This window comes from Kribbella sp. NPDC058693 (assembly GCF_042715335.1).
GTDB lineage: Bacteria > Actinomycetota > Actinomycetes > Propionibacteriales > Kribbellaceae > Kribbella > Kribbella jiaozuonensis.
Genome location: NZ_JBHXSQ010000003.1, coordinates 1379738 through 1397797, shown reverse-complemented (window position 1 = coordinate 1397797; position 18060 = coordinate 1379738). Strand labels below are relative to the sequence as shown.

Sequence of the window (18060 nt, the reverse complement as noted above, 5' to 3'; positions counted from 1 at the left end):
CAAACACTGAGAAAGGTAGTGACGATGACCGCCTGGACTCCCCCGCCGTACGCCGATCCGACCGCCTTCACCGAGCAGGACCTCGTCCTCGAAGCGGCCGGCCAGATGGCGCCTGGCACCCTCACGCTCCCTCGCCACCCGTCCGTCGGCGTCGTGCTGCTGGCCGGCGGCGGCCCGTTCGACCGCGACGAGACCAGCGGACCGAACAAGCCGTTGAAGGATCTCGCCTGGGGCCTGGCCACGCAGGGCATCGCCGCACTGCGCTTCGACAAGCTGACCGCGAACCGTCCCGAAGCGATGGCAACGTCCGGCTACACGATGACCGCGGAATACGTGCCGCACGCGACCGCCGCTGTACGCAAGCTGGCCGAACACGTCGACCGGGTGTTCCTCGTCGGCCACAGCATGGGCGGCAAGGTCGCACCGAAGATCGCAGCCGAGGAGCCGTTGGTCGCCGGCCTGGTGATCATGGCCGGCGACACGCAGCCCATGCACCACTCCGCCGTCCGCGTGATGAAGTACCTCGCCGAAACCGGGGCGGTCCCGCCCGAGACTGTCGCGCTCTTCGAGCGGCAGGCGTCCGTCGTCGACAGCCCCGGCCTCTCCCATCAGACTCCGTCGGCGGACCTGCCGTTCGGTATGCCGGCGTCGTTCTGGCTGGACCTTCGCGAGTACGACCCGGTCGCCACCGCGGCGAAGCTCGACGTACCGATCCTCATCCTGCAAGGCGGTCGCGACTACCAGGTCACCGTCGCCGACGACCTCCCCGCCTGGCGCGACGGCTTACCCAACGCCACCGTCAAGATCCTCGACGCCGACAACCATCTGTTCTTCGCCGGCAGCGGTCCGTCGACGATGGCCGACTACCAGGTCCCCCGGAATGTGGACCCGGTAGCCGTCAGCACCATCGTCGACTGGTTGCCTTAAGCAAGCAGCGCCGGGTCGGACTCCAGCTCACGCTCGGGATCGAGCGGAAGCACGATCTTGAACACCGTCCGACCGGGTTCCGACTCCACCCGCAGGTCGCCGTGGTGCTTCTTCACCACGATCCGCCAGGAGATGTCGAGGCCCAGACCGGTGCCCTCGCCGATCGGCTTGGTGGTGAAGAACGGCTCGAAGATCCGCCGCCGGATCTCCTCCGGGATCCCCGGGCCGGTGTCGCCGATCTCGACGACCGCGTAGGCGCCGTCCTTCCGGGTCCGGATCGTCAGCGTCCCGGATCCGCCCATCGCGCTGACCGCGTTGTCGATGATGTTCGTCCACACCTGGTTGAGCTCGGCGGCGTACGCCGGGATCTGCGGCAGGTCGGGATCGAAGTCCTTCACCACCTCGTACCCCTGCAACTTGCCCGACATCATCACCAGCGTCGACTTCAGCAACTCCCGCAGGTCGACGGTCTGGTACGGCGCGCGGTCGATCTGCGAGTACTGCTTGGCAGCACCAACGAGTGTCGAGATGCGCGTGACCGAGTCGTCGATCTCGTTCATCAGCGACTCGGTGTCGATCGTGTACATCAACCACCGCACCGCGCCCTCGAGGTACTTCGGGCCGACGGCCGTCAGCACCTCCTCCATCCACGGCACGTCCAGCCCGGCCGCCGCCAGCACCGGCGCGATGTCCCAGCTGGCCTGGACGTCGTGGTCGTCCAGCCAGTCGGTCAGCGCGTCCTCGCGGTCGGACAGCTCCATCGGCGGGACGTCTTTGTCCTTGTTCTTGTCGAGCCGCTCGACCGCGTCGTCCTGGAGCGCGACGATCTGGTGCAGCTTGGTCGCGTCCAGCGTGCCGTCGGCGAGCATGGCCAGCTTCGACCGCATCCCGGAGACCCGCTGCCGCAGAGTGGCCGCGGCCCGGACCGCCGCGGCGGCCGGGTTGTTCAGCTCGTGGGTCAGGCCGGCGGACAACGAACCGAGGGCGAGCAACCGCTCGCGCTCCCCCAGCGTCTCGTTGGTCCGGCGCATACCCATCACGAAGCCCTCGATCAGGTGCACCGCCATCGGGAACCAGGTGTTCATCATCGTCGCCATCGTCTCGGCGCTGATGACGAAGAACTCCGACGGCTGGGTCACCTGCATCGTCGCGGTGTACGACTTGTGGTCGTTGGCGCCGAAGAACGCGTTGAACGCGCCCGAGTACACCCCGCGCTGGCCGGTCCGGTTGATCTCGACGAGCTCACCGTGCGACAGCTTGCAGAGCCGGATCTCCCCGGTGATCAGGACGTAGCAGCAGGTCGCCTCGTCCCCCTCGTTGAAGACGATCCCGTCGTCCCAGCTCTCGACGTACCCGGCCTCGGACAGCCATTGCAGCTGCTCGTCGGTGAGGCTCTCGAAGAGGAACAGCGTGCGCAGCTCGTCGGGAGTCAGCCGCCGCGGCTCCACAGCTTGATCAGTCATCAGAGCATCTCCAGGTATCGGTGCACCAGTGTCACGGCCATCGCTCCGTCGCCGACCGCCGAGGCGACCCGCTTCACCGACTCGGCCCGCACATCACCCGCGGCGAACACGCCGGGCATGCTCGTCTCCAGGTGGTACGGCTCCCGCTCCAGCGGCCAGCCCGGCGGTCTGCCGGGCAGGTCCGGTCCGGTGAGGACGAAGCCTCGCTCGTCGCGGAGCAGGTCACCGGGCAGCCAGTCCGTCCGAGGAGCCGCGCCGATGAACACGAACATCCATTCCGTGTCCACGTCGTGGCTCTCCCCGGTCTCGCTGTTCAGCAGGGTGAGACACTCCAGGTGCTCCGAGCCCTTGCAGGCAACGACCTGCGTGCAGGTATGCACCTCGATGTTGTCGATCCCCTCGATCTGGTCGATGAGGTACGACGACATCGTCGCGGTGAGCGATGGTCCTCTTACCAGCATATGCACGCGTTTCGAATACCTGGCGAAATAGACCGCGGCCTGGCCGGCCGAGTTGGCGCCGCCGATGATGTAGACCTCCGAACCGGCGCACGCCGGTCCCTCGGTCGTCGCCGAGCCGTAGTAGATCCCGCGACCGCACAGATCGTCGACGCCCGGCGCCTGGAGCGTCCGGTAGGAGACGCCGGTCGCCAGGATCACCGAGTGCGCAGAGATCTCACTGCCGTCGGCGAACCGCAACTGCCGGGCGTTGCCGAGCGTTTCCAGCCCGACAACCTGCCGGGTCGTCAGCAACTCGGCCCCGAACCGGACGGCCTGCCGCCGGGCCCGGTCCGTGAGCTGTGCACCGGACACTCCGTCGGGAAAGCCCAGGTAGTTCTCGATGCGGCTGGACTGTCCGGCCTGGCCACCGGTCGCCAGCTGCTCGACGAGCACGGTCCGCAGGCCCTCGCTGGCGCCGTACACCGCAGCTCCGAGCCCGGCCGGACCGCCGCCGACCACGACCAGGTCGTAGAAGTCCTTGGCCGGCGCCGTGGACAGACCGACCTTGTTCGCCAGCTCGACCTCGGTCGGTGCGACCATCACGGTGCCATCAGCTGTGATCACTACCGGCAGCGTCGAGCCGTCGACCTCCGCGGCGTCGAGGAGACGCTTCGCCTCTTCGTCGTCGACATTGAGCCATCGGTACGGCACGGCGTTCCGGGCGAGGAAGTCGCGGGCCGCGAACGACGGCGCCGACCAACGGTGACCGATCACCCGGGTCTCGTCACCGGACGGCTCCGGGGTCGACTTCCACAGGTCGAGCATCGCGTCGACCACCGGATACAGCTTCTCCTCCGGCGGGTTCCACGGCTTGAGCAGGTAGTGGTCGAGGTCGACCACGTTGATGGCCTGGATCGCCGCGTCGGTGTCGGCGTACGCCGTCAGCAGCACGCGGCGGGCGAGGGGGAACAGGTCCATCGCGGCCTCGAGGAACTCGATGCCGGACATCTGGGGCATCCGGTAGTCGGCCAGCAGCAGGGCGACGGGCTCACCGCGGAGCTTCAGCTCCTTCAGCGCGTCGAGCGCCTGCGCCGGGTTCTCCGCCCGGACGATGCGGTGATCCTCGCCGTACCGACGGCGGAGGTCACGGGCGATTGACCGGGAAACACCGGGATCGTCGTCCACGGTGAGGATCACCGCGCGGGTCGTTGACGCTGTCATGCCTCCTTCATACCAGCGGAAGCGCACAAATCGGGATCGTTCATCCACAGGCCGAATCCGGTCCGCGGGGGCTGACGCGGACCGGATCGGCTCGTCCGGGGATCCGTGGGCTCTGTGGGGCCCGCGGAACGACCCGTCAGGGGAGGGCGTCGAGGTACGGCGCGTGGTTGTTCTGGAACTCCCAGTTGTAGTAGTGGTCCCAGTTGATCGACCACGTCATCAGCCCCCGGAAGCCCGGTGAAGCGCCGCCGCGGAGGCTGTAGCCGCCGCAGTTCTGGCCCTTCACCAAGCAGTCGAGCGCCTGGTGCACGGCTGCCGGGGCGGTGTAGCCGTTGCCCGCGCTGACTGCTGCCGGGAGCCCGATACCGATCTGGTCGTCGCGCAGTCCCGGGAACGTCTGTCCGGTGTTCGCCACCGGGAAACCGGCCTTGACCATGTCGGTCATGGCGATGTGGAAGTCGGCCCCACCCATGTTGTGGTACTGGTTGTCCAGCCCCATCACCGGACCGGAGTTGTAGTCCTGGACGTGCAGGACGGTCAGCGAGTCCCGCAGCGCGTGGATGATCGGCAGGTACGAACCGGTCCGGTTGTCGCCGCCACCTGCGCCGCCGTAGAACTGGTAGCCGACCTGCACGAAGAACGTCTCCGGCGCCATGGTCAGCACGAAGCCGGACCCGTACTTCGCCTTCAGCGTCTTCAGCGCCGAGATCAGGTTGACGATGACCGGAGTCGTCGGGTTGCGGAAGTCGGTGTCGCCGGCATTCAGGTACAGCGAGTGCCCTTCGAAGTCGATGTCGAGCCCGTCCAGCCCGTAGCGATCGATGATCGCGCTGACCGAACTGACGAACGCGTCCCGCGCCGCGGTGGTGGTCAACTGCACCTGTCCGTTCGCACCGCCGATGGAGATCAGCACCTTCTTCCCAGCGGCCTGTTTGGCTCGGATCGCCGCGATGAACTCCGCATCGCTCTCCACATTCGGGCATTCGCTGGCAGGACACCTGTTGAACCGGATGTCCCCGGACGTCACCGACGTCGGCTCGCCGAACGCCAGGTCGATGATGTCCCACTGGTCCGGTACGTCGGCCATCCGCACGTACCCGGACCCGTTCGCAAAGCTCGCGTGCACGTATCCGATCAGCGCGTGCTTCGCCAGCCCGGTACTCGTGCAGCCTCCCGTCGTACCGCTGGTAGCTGCTGACCTCGCCGACTCACCGACGCTGTTGTACGCCGCGACCGAGTAGCTGTGGCTACTGCAAGCGGCGAGCCCCCTGATGGTCGCCGTCGTTCCAGTGACGGTCTGGACGACGCTGGCGTCCTCGTAGACCCGGTAACCAGTGACAGTGCCGGTCGCGGCCGACCAGCTCAACGAGATGGCGGAGTTGGTCGCGCTGGTGACAGTCGGCGTACCAGGAGCGGTCGGAGCACCCGGCGTACCGCCAGGACCATCCAGGCTGAAGTCATCCGCTTGGTACGCCGGTTGCCCGTACCAGCCGTGCACATAGATCTGTGCGGACGTCTGACTCGCTCCGGTCGTGAAGGAGAGACTCAACTGCGTGAAGCTCGCTGCCGACGGCGTCCAGGTAGAAGAGCCACCAGTGACCCCGAGGTACACGTACGAACCGCGCACCCATCCCGACAACGTGTACGCCGTGTTGGGCTGCACCGACACCGTCTGACTGCACTGGGCGTAGTCAGAACTCGTCACCGCGCCGTTCAACGCAAAGCCACCGCTGCGAGTCGGACTGCTGACCACGGACCCACCCGAGCAGCTCCAGCCACTCAACGAACCGGACTCGAACCCCGGATTGCTCAGGATGTTCGCCGCCTGCGCCGGCACCGTGACACCGGCCGCCAGCAATACCCCGACCACCACAGCAAGCCACCGTGCACGCATGGAACCTCCTCGACGATGCGATTTAGTAGAGAGGTTCCATAAATCCACGTCAATGCATCACCGGCGGCGGGTATCCGACGCTGTCGGGATCCGGCCTACTGTGAGCGCGTGAGTGACATCGACTGGGGTCAAGGCACGTACGAGACGACGGCGGCCGACCTGTTGCCGGCGGCTCGCGAGCTGGTGGACGCGGCGCAGCTCAAACCCGGCGAACACGTGGTCGACGTCGGCGCAGGCACCGGCAACGTCGCACTGCTCGCCGCCGACCTCGGCGCCCGCGTCACCGCCGTCGAGCCCGCCGCCCGGCTTCGCGAAGTCATCCAGGAGACGGCCGGCGCCCGCGACCTGACCGTCGTCGACGGTACGGCGGCGTCGATCCCGCTGCGCGACGGCTCGGCCGATGTGATCCTGTCCAACTTCGCCGTGATCTTCGCCCCCGACCCAGCCGCGGCGATCGCCGAACTCTCCCGCGTCGCCGCCCCGACCAGCCGCATCCTGCTCACCAGCTGGCTGCCCGGCGTGATGGGCAAGCTGGTCGGCGTCATTGTCGGCGCGGTCCAGGAAGTCACCGGCCAGAACCCAGCAGCCGGCCGCATCGACTGGCACGACCCTGCAGCCCTCACCACCCTCTTGGCCCCGCACGGCTACCAGGTCACCGCGACCACTCTCGAGCTCGAGGTGGTCACGCCGTCCGCGGAGAGCTACTGGGACACCCGCATCGCCAACCACCCACTCGGTGTCACGACCTTCCCCATCCTGGAACAAGCGGGCCGTCTCGACGACGTACGAGCCCGTTTCCTCCAGACGCTCGATGACAACTGGACCGACACAACCGGCCAGGTCCGCCTGCCCGCGCAGTACCTGTTGGCGACTGCCACCCGCTGATCGTTGGCAGATTTTCGCCAGCGGCCAGTGTCAGCCAAAACCGTGTAGCCGGAGCCACGGATTGGCAGGCTCTTCGGCGTCCGTGCTCGGGGGCGGGCGGCCGGGGCTACAGCCCACGGCCAGGACAACATGCCGTGGAGGCATCACGTGAACCATCCGAACCTGCGCAGGCGTGCCGCACTCTTGGCCGGCGCCGCGCTGATCACCACCGCCTTGGTGGCTCCACCAGGATCAGCAACCCCTCCCACCACCCCACAGGGCCGGTCGAGCTTCGCGCCCGGCCGGTACGTCGTGACGCTGGCCGACAAGCCACTGGCGACGTACCAGGGTGGTGTCACCGGGCTCAAGGCCACCAAGCCGGCCGTCGGCCGCAAGGTCGAGGTCAACAGCAGCAACGGCACGGCGTACAGGTCCTTCCTGACCGGTAAGCACGCACAGGTTGCTGCAGAGGTCGGCGCCAAGGTCGACCACGACTACTCGACCACGCTGAACGGCTTTGCTGCCTCACTGACCTCCAAGCAGGTCAACGAGCTCAGCAAGACACCGGGTGTGGTGTCCGTCGTGCCCGACCAGTTGCATGTCGCGCTGGACGACCGCAAGTCGACCGACTTCCTCAAGCTGTCCGGCAAGAACGGCGTCTGGAACGCACTTGGCGGTACGGCGACCGCGGGCCAGGGCGTCGTTGTCGGCGTCGTTGACACCGGCATCTGGCCGGAGAGCGCGTCCTTGTCCGGTCCCAAGCTTGGTACGAAGCCGCCGACCGCGGCCGACCCGTACCGCCCGTACCTGTCCGGCTCGACGACCGTGATGGAGAAGGCCGACGGCGGCACCTTCACCGGTAGCTGTGAGGCCGGCGAGGACTTCACCGCCGACCAGTGCAACACCAAGCTGATCAGCGCGAAGTACTTCGGTGACGGCTGGCTCAACCTGGTCCCACCGGACCAGCGGGCCGACTACGTCTCTCCGCGCGACGGCGAGGGTCACGGCACCCACACCGCGACCACTGCGGCCGGCCGGGCCAACGTGGATGTCTCGGTCGGCGGTGTCGGCTTCGGTACGGTCACCGGCGTCGCTCCGGCCGCCAAGATCGCTGTGTACAAGGCACTCTGGTCCGGCAAGGACGGCCAGAACTCCGGCGGCCTCACCTCCGACATCCTCTCCGCCATCGACCAGGCGGTCGCGGACGGCGTCGACGTCATCAACTACTCGGTCGGCTCGATCTTCGAGTCCGAGCACACCGATCCGATCCAGCTTGCGTTCCTGTCGGCAGCATCGGCCGGTGTCTTCGTCTCCGCGGCCGGTGGCAACTCCGGTCCGGACGCGTCCACGCTCGACAACACCTCCCCCTGGGTAACCACGGTCGGCGCGACCACAGTTGCGCCGTACGAAGGCACTGTCGTGCTGGGCAACGGCCAGAAGTACGCCGGCCTTAGTACGACGGTGGCGATGCCGACCGGCAGCAAGCCGCTCGTCAGCCCTGCCGCGGTCAAGAACGCGACAGCCAGCGACGCGGATGCACTGCTCTGTATGGCGAACACGCTGGACCCGAGCAAGACCGCCGGGAAGATCGTCGCGTGTGAGCGAGGTGTCAACGCCCGCGTGGACAAGTCCACCGAGGTGAAGCGGGCCGGTGGTGTCGGGATGGTGCTGCTCAACCTGTTCCCGCAGGACGTGGTCGGCGACTCCCACGCCGTACCGACTGTGCACGTCAACGCACCGGATGCCCTGTCGATCAAGGCCTACGCCGCGCAGGACGGTGCGACGGCTGAACTCGTACCGGGCAACACGACCAGCACCAAGACGCCGTACCCGCAGATGGCCGACTTCTCGTCGCGCGGTCCTTCTCTTGCGAGCCATGGCAACCTGCTGAAGCCGGACATCGCGGCGCCGGGTGTGAACGTGCTGGCCGCTGTCGCACCGCCTACCAACAACGGCCAGAGCTACGCGTTCCTTTCCGGTACGTCGATGGCCGCGCCGCACATTGCGGGATTGGCAGCGCTCTACCTGTCGAAGCACCCGGACTGGTCGCCCATGGCAGTCAAGTCCGCCCTGATGACCACCGCTGGGAACGTGCTCACTTCTACCGGGTCCGTCGACAGCAACCCGTTCGACGCAGGTGCCGGCGAGGTGCAGCCGTCCAAGATGCTCGATCCCGGTCTGGTCTACGACTCGGGTGACGCGGACTGGCTGGGTTACCTCGAGGGCAGCGGCGTCAACACCGGCACCGGAGTACCTGCGATCAACCCGAGCGACTACAACGCTCCGTCGATCGCTGTCGGCCAGTTGCTCGGCACTCAGACCATCACCCGTCGCGTGACCGCTGTGACTCCGGGCCTGTACCGGGCGACGGTCTCCGTGCCGGGCATGAAGGCCGCGGTGACGCCGTCGATCCTGAACTTCACCGAGGCCGGTCAGACCAAGACGTTCAAGGTGAAGCTCACACTGGACACCGGTGACTCGGGTGCGACCACCAGCGGCTGGCTGACCTGGCAGGGCGCCGGGAAGACAGTGCGCAGCCCGATCGTCGCCGTACCGACGTCCGTCCTCGCCCCGACCGCAGTGTCCAGTTCGGGTGCCTCTGGCTCGGTGTCGTTCACTGCCACCTCTGGCAAGGCCGGTGCACCGATCCGGTCGTACGGCGTGGTGTCCGCTCCCCTGGTCGCTGGCGCAGTGCCCGCGGGTGCTGCGGACGCCGATCTGCCGGACTACCCGGTGACGGCGACCGCACAGACCAAGGCGGTGCAGTGGAACATCAAGACCGTGGACCCGGCCGGCAGCATCTGGCTGGTGCTCTACAAGGTCGTGAACGGTCAGAAGCAGTTCCTGTCGTTCATCGGTGACGGTTCGAGCCAGGCGTCGGCCAGCGTGCCCGCACCGTCCGCTGGGGTCTGGGGCGTTCTCGCGATCACGCTGTCCAACCCGCCGGGCGCGGACACGACGGAGTACACGATGCAGACCAACGTCGTGACCGCCTCGTCGGGCAGCACGCTCAAGACGTCGCCTCCGGTGGCTCCGGCCGCGTTCAAGGCCTTCCAGGTCACCGCGTCCTGGTCGGGGCTGCCGACCGACAAGCGCTCGACCGGCTTCGTCGAGTTCCCGAACCGGGCCGGGACGGTGGTGACGATCAACTAGATCCAGCGGCGGCGGGCGGCCTGAACGCCCGCCTGGAACCGGGTCTGCGCGCCGAGTGCATCCATCAGCGCGCGGACCCGGCGCTGGGTCGTCCGCGGACTGATCCGCAACCGCCGGCTGATCATGTCGTCGGTCGCACCACCGGCCAGCAGCAACAGGATGTCCCGGTCCGGCTCGGTCAGCGCCGGCACCTCACCGCTCGCGAGCAACGCGGGCATCGGGATCGCCAGCGCCCACAGCATCTCGAACGTCGCGATCAACCCGTCCAGCAGACCTGACGAACGGATCAGCAGGTTCGACTCGGCCGGCGCCCGCTTGGTCAGCCCGATCAACGCGGTGTTGTCGTCCCCCACCGCCATCTTCATCGGGACCTGCGCCAGCACCCGGCTGACCTCGCCGGCCGCCTGCAACTCCGGCAGCACGCCCATGATGTCCTCGGACTCGAACACCTCGGTCCCGTAGATCGCCCGGTACTCGATCCCGTCGGCCAGGCGATCCAGCTCGAGCTTCTGTTGCGTCGACGGCGGCGTGACGTACGGCGGCCGGTCCAGCACCCGGACCTCGCGACGGGACCCCTTCTGCAGCTCCTCGTACGCCCGCAGCAGCGTCGGGCCGTCCTCGATCAGCTCGACCTGGTTCCCTTCCAGAACCGGCGTCCCGCGCCGCCCCCGCAGGTCATCGGCCACACTCCGCAACCGCGCCAACTGCACATCCAGTTCGTCGAGCGGATCAACCACCACCATCACCCCTCACCGACGCCAAACGCCCTCACACTAAACCGCGTCAACTAACTCTTGACAGCGTTGTCTCACAGACGCCGGCAGACCCCGGCGTCGGCGCCGGGCGTGAACCGGGAGCGATCACGGGCCACAGCTGAAGCACGGCCAGAGTTTGCCGCAGCGTGAGCAGCGCCCGTCCGGAGCTGGGACCGGGAGCCAGACGGTGGTTGTCGGTGCGGTCCGGTCGGGCGCTGCAGCACGCCGGCTGAGCGTCGGGCCTGTGGACCAGTGAAGCTCGGTGCTGTCGCCGGTGCCGTGGGTGTCGAGGAGGGCGTCGACACCGTCGTCCCAGGTGGACGTGCCGCGCCGGGGAACGCGCCAGCGGACTGTGACCGCGCCGTCGGACCACTCCACGCCTTCGGCGAGGGTGGTGGTTCGGTGGACCAGGTGGAAGAGGCGGGCCTGTCGCTGCAGTGTGTTCACCGCTCCAGCCTCGTCCAGAACGCACTGTGCACAACAGGTGTGGGCTGTGGGCTGTGGGAACAGCCCACAGCCCACATGCCCTTGTTTTGTACGGTTTTTGTCGGCGAGGGCTTGTAACGTCGCGGCACGCACCACATGAGCTCGAAGCGTGAACGGGGTGGTCCTGTGACAGACCTATCTACTCAGACATCTACTCAGACGACTTTCGGAGCGCACTTGCGGCAGTCCAGGCAGGCGGCCGGCCTGAGCCTGCGGCAACTGGCAGCCCGCGTCGGGTACGACCACAGCTACCTGTCGCAGGTGGAGCGCGGGCAGCGGCCGGGCTCTGCGGACCTGGCGCGGCTCTGCGACCGTGAGCTCGGCACCGGCGACCAGCTGACCGGCACCTTCGAGCGAAGGCTTCCCCGCACTGAGCGACAGACAGCCGACCCGTCGGAGCCGGCCTGGCAAGGGCTGGTCGCGGCTGACCAGACCATTGCCTTCGACGACTTCCGGAGTACTCCGCCGGCTGTGTTGCTGCCCGAGTTGGTGAGTGAGCTGCAGCTGCTGCAGGCCCGGGGCGTCGACGCAGTGCAGGTGGTCGAGCTGAGCATCTTCATCGCGGAGACCCTCACCGGGCTCGGCGAGCGACGTTCGGCAAGACGCTGGTGGTGGGCCGCCCATGGATCCGCGGTCGGCGACGGGGAGGCGCTGGTGTGCGCGAGGGAGGCAATCAGCGGTCTCGCCGAGCGGCGCCCGTTGCCGCCACTGCTGGAGCTGGCCGACAAAGCCGTGGCGCAACAGTCCCCAAGCGCGGTGCCTCATGCAGCCCGCGCGTTGGTCCTGGCCGAGCTCGGGCGGAGAGAGGAGACACAGCAGGCGCTGCAACTGCTGGTGGGCGTGGGCGATGAGACCGTCGTGACTGCCGCGCGGCCGACCGACTGGATGCCGCACCAGCTGCACTCGGCCGAGGGACGAGTGTGCGCGCGACTGGGGTACGGCGTGGCCGGCTGCGTACTGCTGGAGCGGGCCCGGGAGCTCTGCCCGGAGCACTGGATCGGCGAACGCGCCAGGATCGACCTCGCCCTGGCCGAGAGCCTGGCTGTCGCCGGTGAGGTGCCAGCGGGCCTGGCCACGGCACTCCGTGTCCTGGTCGAGCTGCCGGACGAGTGGCGCGACCTCTGGGTGGACGACGCTGCCGATCGGGTGCTCCGCGTCGTACCGGAGAGCGAGCGCGGTGCAGTCGAGCTACGGAGGCTGCTGACCACCAAGGGCCGGAGTGTGGGCAGCGGGTCGAGCTGGAGGTGAGAGCAGGGGTAGCGTGCGGTGAGTGACAGGTGAACAGCGGACAACGGCAGTGGCAGACACGTGGGACTTCGCAGTCGAACTGCGCAGTGATCCAGCCGGCGCGGAGGCTCGGGCCGCCGTACTCGCGGAGCCGGCGTTCGGGCAGTCGTTCACCGACCACATGGTGGTTGCCAACTGGTCACTGGATCGGGGTTGGCACGACGCCAAGGTCACGGCGTACGCGCCGCTGAAGTTGAGCCCCGCGGCTGCTGTCTTCCATTACTCGCAAGAGATCTTCGAGGGCCTCAAGGCATACCGGCACCCGGACGGCTCGGTGTGGGCCTTCCGCCCGGACCGGAACGCAGCCCGCTTCACTGCGAGCGCAGAGCGGCTGGCGCTGCCGCAGGTGCCGGAGGACGAGTTCGTCGCGGCTCTGCGCGCGCTGGTGACCGTTGACGAGGCCTGGGTGCCGTCGGCCGAGGCGAGCGAGACCAGCCTGTATCTCCGGCCATACATGATCGCCACCGAGGCCGCGCTGAGCGTCCGGCCGTCGCAAGAGGTGCTGTTCGGCGTCATCGCGTCACCAGCCGGTCCGTACTTCAACACCGGCCCCAAGCCGGTCTCCATCTGGCTGACGACCTCCACCATCCGGGCAACGCCGGGTGGAACGGGCGCGGCCAAGTGCGGCGGCAACTACGCCTCCAGCCTGGCCGGCCTGGCCGAGGCGGTCGCCAACGGCTGCGAGCAGGTCGCGTTCGTCGATGCGGTCGAGCACAAGTGGCTCGAGGAGATCGGCAGCATGAACATGTTCTTCGTGTACGCCGACGGCCGGATCGCGACCCCGCAGCTGAACGGATCGATCCTCGAAGGCGTCACCCGCGCATCCGTCATCGAGCTCGCCGCCGACCTCGGCCACCCGGTCGAGGAACGCCGTGTCTCCGCCGACGAGTGGCGCGACGGCGTGCGCTCCGGCGAGATCACCGAGGTCTTTGCCTCCGGCACCGCCGCCGTCATCACCCCGATAGGCCGCCTCGCCTGGCCGGACGGCGACCTGACCATCGGCGACCACTCGGTGGACTACGGCGTCGGCCCGGTCACCGCGAAGATCCGCTCCACGCTGCTCGACCTCCAATACGGCCGCACGCCGGACACCCGAGGCTGGCTCACGCGCCTCGCCTGATGCCGTTTGTCCCCGGCGCCGGTTAAGTTGGCGTCATGGCCGAGTCCAAGGGAAAGTCTCCGGCGATCGAGCTGGAGGTTGGCGAGCGGACGGTCCGGGTCTCGAACCCGGACCGCGTGTACTTCCCTGCCCGCGGCGAGACCAAGCTCGACCTGGTCAAGTACTACCTGTCCGTCGGCGACGGCATCGTCAACGCGCTCCGCGAGCGGCCGTGCATGATGCACCGGTTCCCCGAGGGCGTCGCGGGCGAGAAGGTGCACCAGAAGCGGCTGCCGCACGGCGCGCCGCCGTGGATGGAAACGGTCCGCGTCAAGTTCCCGCGGTACAACCGGACCGCCGACGAGCTGTGCGTCACCGAGATCGCGCATGTCGCCTGGGCGGTGCAGATGTCGACGGTCGAGTTCCACCCGTGGAACTCCCGCCGCGCCGACACCGAGAAGCCCGACGAATGGCGGATCGACCTCGACCCGATGCCCGACTGCCCGTTCGATCGGGTCCGCCGGGTCGCGCACACCGTCCACGAAGTGCTCGACGAGCTCGGCGCGGTCGGCTATCCGAAGACGTCCGGCGGCAAGGGCATCCACATCTACGTCCGGGTCGAGCCGGCGTACGGCTTCTCCGACGTACGGCGTGCTGCACTCGCGTTCGCGCGCGAGGTCGAGCGGCGTACTCCGGATGACGTGACGACGACCTGGTGGCGCAAGGACCGTGACCCGAAGAAGCTGTTCGTCGACTACAACCAGAACGCCCGCGACCACACGATCGCCAGCGCGTACTCCGTCCGCGGCAACCCCGAAGGCACCGTGTCGACGCCGATCCACTGGGACGAGATCGACGACGTGAACCCGAAGGACTTCACGATCGCCACCGTCCCGGCCCGCTTCGCCGAGCTCGGCGACCTGCACGCCGGAATCGACAACGACGTCTACTCGCTGGCGACGCTGATGGAGTGGGCCGAGCGGGATGAACGTGAAGGCGCCGAGGAACCGCCGGAGGACTAACCCACCAGCCCGTGATGCAGCAGATTGGTGAGCGTGTCGACGGCCTGCTCGTCCGGGATCGTCTTTCCGCTGGCCGGGTTGACCACCAGCCAGGTGTAGGCGAACCCCTCCATCAGCGCGTTCATCGCCGAGATCGCAACCAGCGGATCCGCGGGTGGATTCGGCAGGTGGGAGAAGTGCTCGATCATGTGCTGGTCGTCGTCGGCCATGATTCGCTGCAGCCGCAGCCCGAGCTCCGGGTCCACCATCGCGGCCTGCTTGACCGCGATCATCTCCGGCAGATGCGCCTGGTAGAAACGCCAGAACGCCTCCACGTGCCAACGCACCGCTGACAGCTTGCTGAAGTCGGCGTCGTGGCCGGCGACATCGACGACTGCCTCGTCGGCCTCCAGCAGCATGTCCTTGAGCAGCGCTTCGAGCAGCTCTTCCTTGCCGGCGAAGTGGTTGTAGAACGACCCTGTCGCGCGGCCCGCCGCCGCGGTGATGTCGGTGATCTTCGTGTTCAGGTATCCGCGCTCGGCGAAGACCTCGCGCGCGGCCTGCTTGAGCGCCACCTCGGTCCCGGCCGCCCGTTGCCGGCGGCTCACCGTGTCCGTCACGACAACCTCCTTGACATCGAACCTTAGCCAGGCTCACACTGAATCTGAATTCAGTGAATCATAATTCAGTCAAGGAGACCACTATGAACGTCCTGATCGCGGGTGCCGGACCGACCGGACTGACCCTAGGGATCGAACTGGCCCGGCGCGGGATCGCGGTCCGCGTGATCGACAAGGCGACCGAGTACTTCAACGGATCGCGCGGGGACGGCCTGCAGCCGCGGACCCTGGAGGTGTTCGAGGACCTCGGCGTACTCGACCAGGTGCTGGAGCAGAGCATCGCGATCCCGTTGATGAAGATCTATCTCGACGGCGAGCTGGTCGGCGAGCGCCGGATGGCCGAGCCCGTCGACCCCACCCCGGACATCCCGTACCCGAACGCCCGGATGCTCGGCCAGTCGCGGACTGAGAAGATCCTGCGCGACAAACTCGCGGAGTACGGCGTGAACGTCGAGCTCGACACCGCGATCGTCGGCTTCACCCAGACCGGCGACTCGGTCACCGCCGAGCTGTCCACCGGCGAGACCGTCGCGGTCGACTACCTGGTCGGCGCGGACGGCGGCAAGAGCTTCGTCCGCAAGCAGCTGGGGATCGCGTTCGAAGGCACGACCGACGAGTCGATCCGCACTCTGCTCGGCGATGTAGCGGCCGACGGGCTCGACCACGAGGTCGGCTACTGGTTCGCGAGCAAGGACAACCCGATGGCAGGGATCGCTATGACTCCGCTGAGCGGCGGCGACCAGTTCCAGTTCGGCGCGCCGCTCGACGCGGACGACGCCGACGCCTCGATCGAGGGCCTGCAGGCGCTGGTCGACAAGTACGCCGGCGCCGGTACTGCGAAGCTCCGCGACCTGACCTGGTCGACCGTGTGGCGGCCGAACGTGCGCCTGGCCGCGAAGTTCCGGGTCGGGCGGGTTTTCATCGCCGGCGATGCCGCCCACGTGCACCCGCCGACCGGCGGCCAGGGCCTGAACACCGGCGTCCAGGACGCGTACAACCTCGGCTGGAAGCTGGCGGACGGTCGCGAAGAGGTGCTGGCGACCTACGAGACCGAGCGCCGGACCAACGCGATGCGGGTGCTCGGGATCAGCGAGGAGCTGATGCAGAAGCACGTCGACGGCGACGAGTCGGCGCTGGAGCGCGGCGAGAACACCCGCCAGCTGGACGTGTCGTACCGCGACCCGTCGGACACCCGCCCACTCGTGTCCGGCGACCGCGCTCCCGACGCTCCGGTGATCGATGCCTCCGGCAACAAGGTCCGGCTCTTCGAGCTGTTCCGCGGCCCGCACGAGACCCTGCTGCGCTTCTCCCCCACCACCGCGTCGGACCATCCGCAGGCTGTCGAGATCACCTCACCGGACGCGTTCGCGATCTATCACGCACAGCCCGGCGACGAGATCCTGGTCCGTCCGGACGGTTACCTCGCTTAGGATTTTCGAGTGCAGACCCTGGATGCAGCCGCCGCCTACGATCGTGCCGTCGAGCTGGCGACACGAGGGCGGCGGCAGATCCTCGGGATCACCGGCGCGCCGGCGGCGGGCAAGTCGACGTACGCCGAGCAACTGACCGCGAAGCTGAGCGCCGACGGTCATCAGGTCGCGCTGGTGCCGATGGACGGCTACCACCTCGCGCAGTCGGTGCTAGAAGACCTCGGCCTCGCAGGGGTGAAGGGTGCGCCGCATACCTTCGACGGCTACGGCTTCGTCGCGTTGCTGAGGAGGCTGAAGGAATCGCCGGACGAGCAGATCTGGGCGCCGCGGTTCGACCGAAGCATCGAGGACTCGATCGCCGCGAGCATCGGCATTGCTCCTTCAGTCACCCTGGTTGTGACCGAAGGCAACTACCTGCTCCTCGACGAATCGCCGTGGACTGGTCTCCGCGCGTTGATCGATCAGTGCTGGTACGTCGAGGTGACCGAGGGCTTGCGCCACGCACGGCTCGAGGCCCGGCATCGCGCCTTCGGCAGATCAGCCGAGGAAGCACACGAACGCACGTACGGCTCCGACGAACGCAACGCCCACCTGATCGCGGCGACCGCACCGGCGGCCGACGCGATCATTCACCCTTGACGCACACCCGCTCGATGAACGCGGCAACGCCGTCCAGGTAGAGCTGCAGACCGAAGTCGAAGTCGGCCTCGTTGTCCTCCTCGAAGCTTCCGACCTCGTCGAACACGCCGGCGTCGACCGTCCGCGCGACCGCCGGATAGACCCGCGGATCCGCGACCCGCCGCAACGTCGCGCCGAACCGCTGGAACGCATCCGGGTTGTCCGCGTAGCCCGCCGCCAGGTCGAACGCCATCCGGATCTCGCCCTGCACGTAGGTGATGAGCCCCATCACCACGCCGACCTTCGCCTCCTCTGGCAGGCCGGTGTCCTTCAGTACGCCGAGGGCCGAGTCGAACCACGCGAGGTTGTTCGGCCCGGCCGGCGGACCCGAGATCGGCACCTTCGCGTACCACCTGTGCCGCCGGATCGCGGTCAGTACGCCGTCCGCCCAGAACGTCAGCCCGGTCCGCCAGTCGACGCCCTCCGGCATCGGCTCCGGTCGCTCGAGCGCGGCATCCGACATGATCACGAGCAGTTCGTCCTTGCTCTTCACGTGCCGGTAGAGCGCCATCGTCGAGTTGCCGAGCCGCTCGGCGACGCGAGCCATGGAGACGGCGGCCAGATCCTCGGCGTCGGCGATCTCGATCGCGGCGCCGACGATGTCGTCGAGCGTCAGCGACGGCTTCGGCCCGCGCCGCGGGGTCTCCCGCAACCGCCACATCGCCGCGACATCGGCCGGCAGCTCATCGTTCTCCACCGGGTCAGTTTAGGGCTTGCGTCGGAGTACTGCGTACCTGCTACG

General features: G+C 67.9%; 15 protein-coding genes. 8 read left to right on the top strand and 7 right to left on the bottom strand.

Annotated elements, in window-relative coordinates:
* The first annotated feature begins 24 nt into the window (after positions 1-24).
* Positions 25-927, top strand: coding sequence for an alpha/beta hydrolase family protein (locus tag ACFWUU_RS24945; RefSeq protein WP_380178665.1), 903 nt, complete (start codon positions 25-27; stop codon positions 925-927).
* Here ACFWUU_RS24945 and ACFWUU_RS24940 read toward each other — a convergent pair.
* From ACFWUU_RS24940 to ACFWUU_RS24930, 3 genes are all read right to left on the bottom strand, one after another.
* A complete protein-coding gene (locus tag ACFWUU_RS24940; protein WP_380178663.1) occupies positions 924-2390 on the bottom strand; it encodes an ATP-binding protein in 1467 nt (488 codons plus the stop codon). The genes ACFWUU_RS24945 and ACFWUU_RS24940 overlap by 4 nt on opposite strands.
* Positions 2390-4051, bottom strand: coding sequence for an FAD-dependent oxidoreductase (locus ACFWUU_RS24935; RefSeq protein WP_380178661.1), 1662 nt, complete (start codon positions 4049-4051; stop codon positions 2390-2392). The genes ACFWUU_RS24940 and ACFWUU_RS24935 overlap by 1 nt, the downstream gene beginning before the upstream one ends.
* Before the next feature lie 136 nt (positions 4052-4187).
* Positions 4188-5945 carry a chitinase gene (locus ACFWUU_RS24930; protein WP_380178659.1) on the bottom strand — a complete coding sequence of 586 codons (1758 nt, stop codon included), beginning with the start codon at positions 5943-5945 and terminating at the stop codon, positions 4188-4190.
* Between the two features lie 108 nt (positions 5946-6053).
* Between ACFWUU_RS24930 and ACFWUU_RS24925 the strand changes: the two genes are divergently transcribed.
* Entirely contained in the window at positions 6054-6830 is a 777-nt protein-coding gene (locus ACFWUU_RS24925; RefSeq protein WP_380178657.1) for a class I SAM-dependent methyltransferase, read from the top strand.
* A 147-nt stretch (positions 6831-6977) separates the two neighbouring features.
* A complete protein-coding gene (locus ACFWUU_RS24920) occupies positions 6978-9962 on the top strand; it encodes a S8 family serine peptidase (protein ID WP_380178655.1) in 2985 nt (994 codons plus the stop codon).
* Here ACFWUU_RS24920 and ACFWUU_RS24915 read toward each other — a convergent pair.
* Together ACFWUU_RS24915 and ACFWUU_RS24910 are read right to left on the bottom strand one after the other, a co-directional pair.
* Positions 9959-10699 (bottom strand): hypothetical protein, encoded by a 741-nt coding sequence (locus tag ACFWUU_RS24915; RefSeq protein ID WP_380178653.1) that lies wholly within the window; start codon positions 10697-10699, stop codon positions 9959-9961. The two genes, ACFWUU_RS24920 and ACFWUU_RS24915, sit on opposite strands and share 4 nt — an antisense overlap.
* Positions 10700-10822: 123 nt before the next feature.
* Complete coding sequence (locus tag ACFWUU_RS24910; protein ID WP_380178651.1) at positions 10823-11164, bottom strand: hypothetical protein; 342 nt, start codon at positions 11162-11164, stop codon at positions 10823-10825.
* A 216-nt stretch (positions 11165-11380) separates the two neighbouring features.
* On the opposite strand from ACFWUU_RS24910, the gene ACFWUU_RS24905 reads away from it, so the two are divergent.
* From ACFWUU_RS24905 to ligD, 3 genes are read left to right on the top strand one after another with little or no spacing between them, the layout of a single operon-like run.
* A complete protein-coding gene (locus tag ACFWUU_RS24905) occupies positions 11381-12451 on the top strand; it encodes a multiprotein-bridging factor 1 family protein (protein ID WP_380178649.1) in 1071 nt (356 codons plus the stop codon).
* Positions 12452-12500: 49 nt separating this feature from the next.
* Positions 12501-13610, top strand: a complete 1110-nt coding sequence (locus ACFWUU_RS24900) for a branched-chain amino acid aminotransferase (RefSeq protein WP_380178647.1) — start codon at positions 12501-12503, stop codon at positions 13608-13610.
* 35 nt (positions 13611-13645) lie between these two features.
* Positions 13646-14611 (top strand): non-homologous end-joining DNA ligase, encoded by a 966-nt coding sequence (gene ligD / locus ACFWUU_RS24895; RefSeq protein WP_137258148.1) that lies wholly within the window; start codon positions 13646-13648, stop codon positions 14609-14611.
* Here the strand turns inward: ligD and ACFWUU_RS24890 are convergent.
* Complete coding sequence (locus tag ACFWUU_RS24890; RefSeq protein ID WP_380178645.1) at positions 14608-15210, bottom strand: TetR/AcrR family transcriptional regulator; 603 nt, start codon at positions 15208-15210, stop codon at positions 14608-14610. The genes ligD and ACFWUU_RS24890 overlap by 4 nt on opposite strands.
* Positions 15211-15293: 83 nt before the next feature.
* Here ACFWUU_RS24890 and ACFWUU_RS24885 point away from each other — a divergent pair, with 83 nt between their 5' ends.
* Both ACFWUU_RS24885 and ACFWUU_RS24880 read left to right on the top strand, forming a co-directional pair.
* Complete coding sequence (locus ACFWUU_RS24885) at positions 15294-16640, top strand: FAD-dependent monooxygenase (protein WP_380178643.1); 1347 nt, start codon at positions 15294-15296, stop codon at positions 16638-16640.
* Positions 16641-16649: 9 nt separating this feature from the next.
* Entirely contained in the window at positions 16650-17279 is a 630-nt protein-coding gene (locus tag ACFWUU_RS24880; protein WP_380178641.1) for a nucleoside/nucleotide kinase family protein, read from the top strand.
* Here ACFWUU_RS24880 and ACFWUU_RS24875 read toward each other — a convergent pair.
* Positions 17266-18015, bottom strand: coding sequence for a TetR/AcrR family transcriptional regulator (locus tag ACFWUU_RS24875; RefSeq protein WP_380178639.1), 750 nt, complete (start codon positions 18013-18015; stop codon positions 17266-17268). The genes ACFWUU_RS24880 and ACFWUU_RS24875 overlap by 14 nt on opposite strands.
* Positions 18016-18060: the final 45 nt, after the last annotated feature.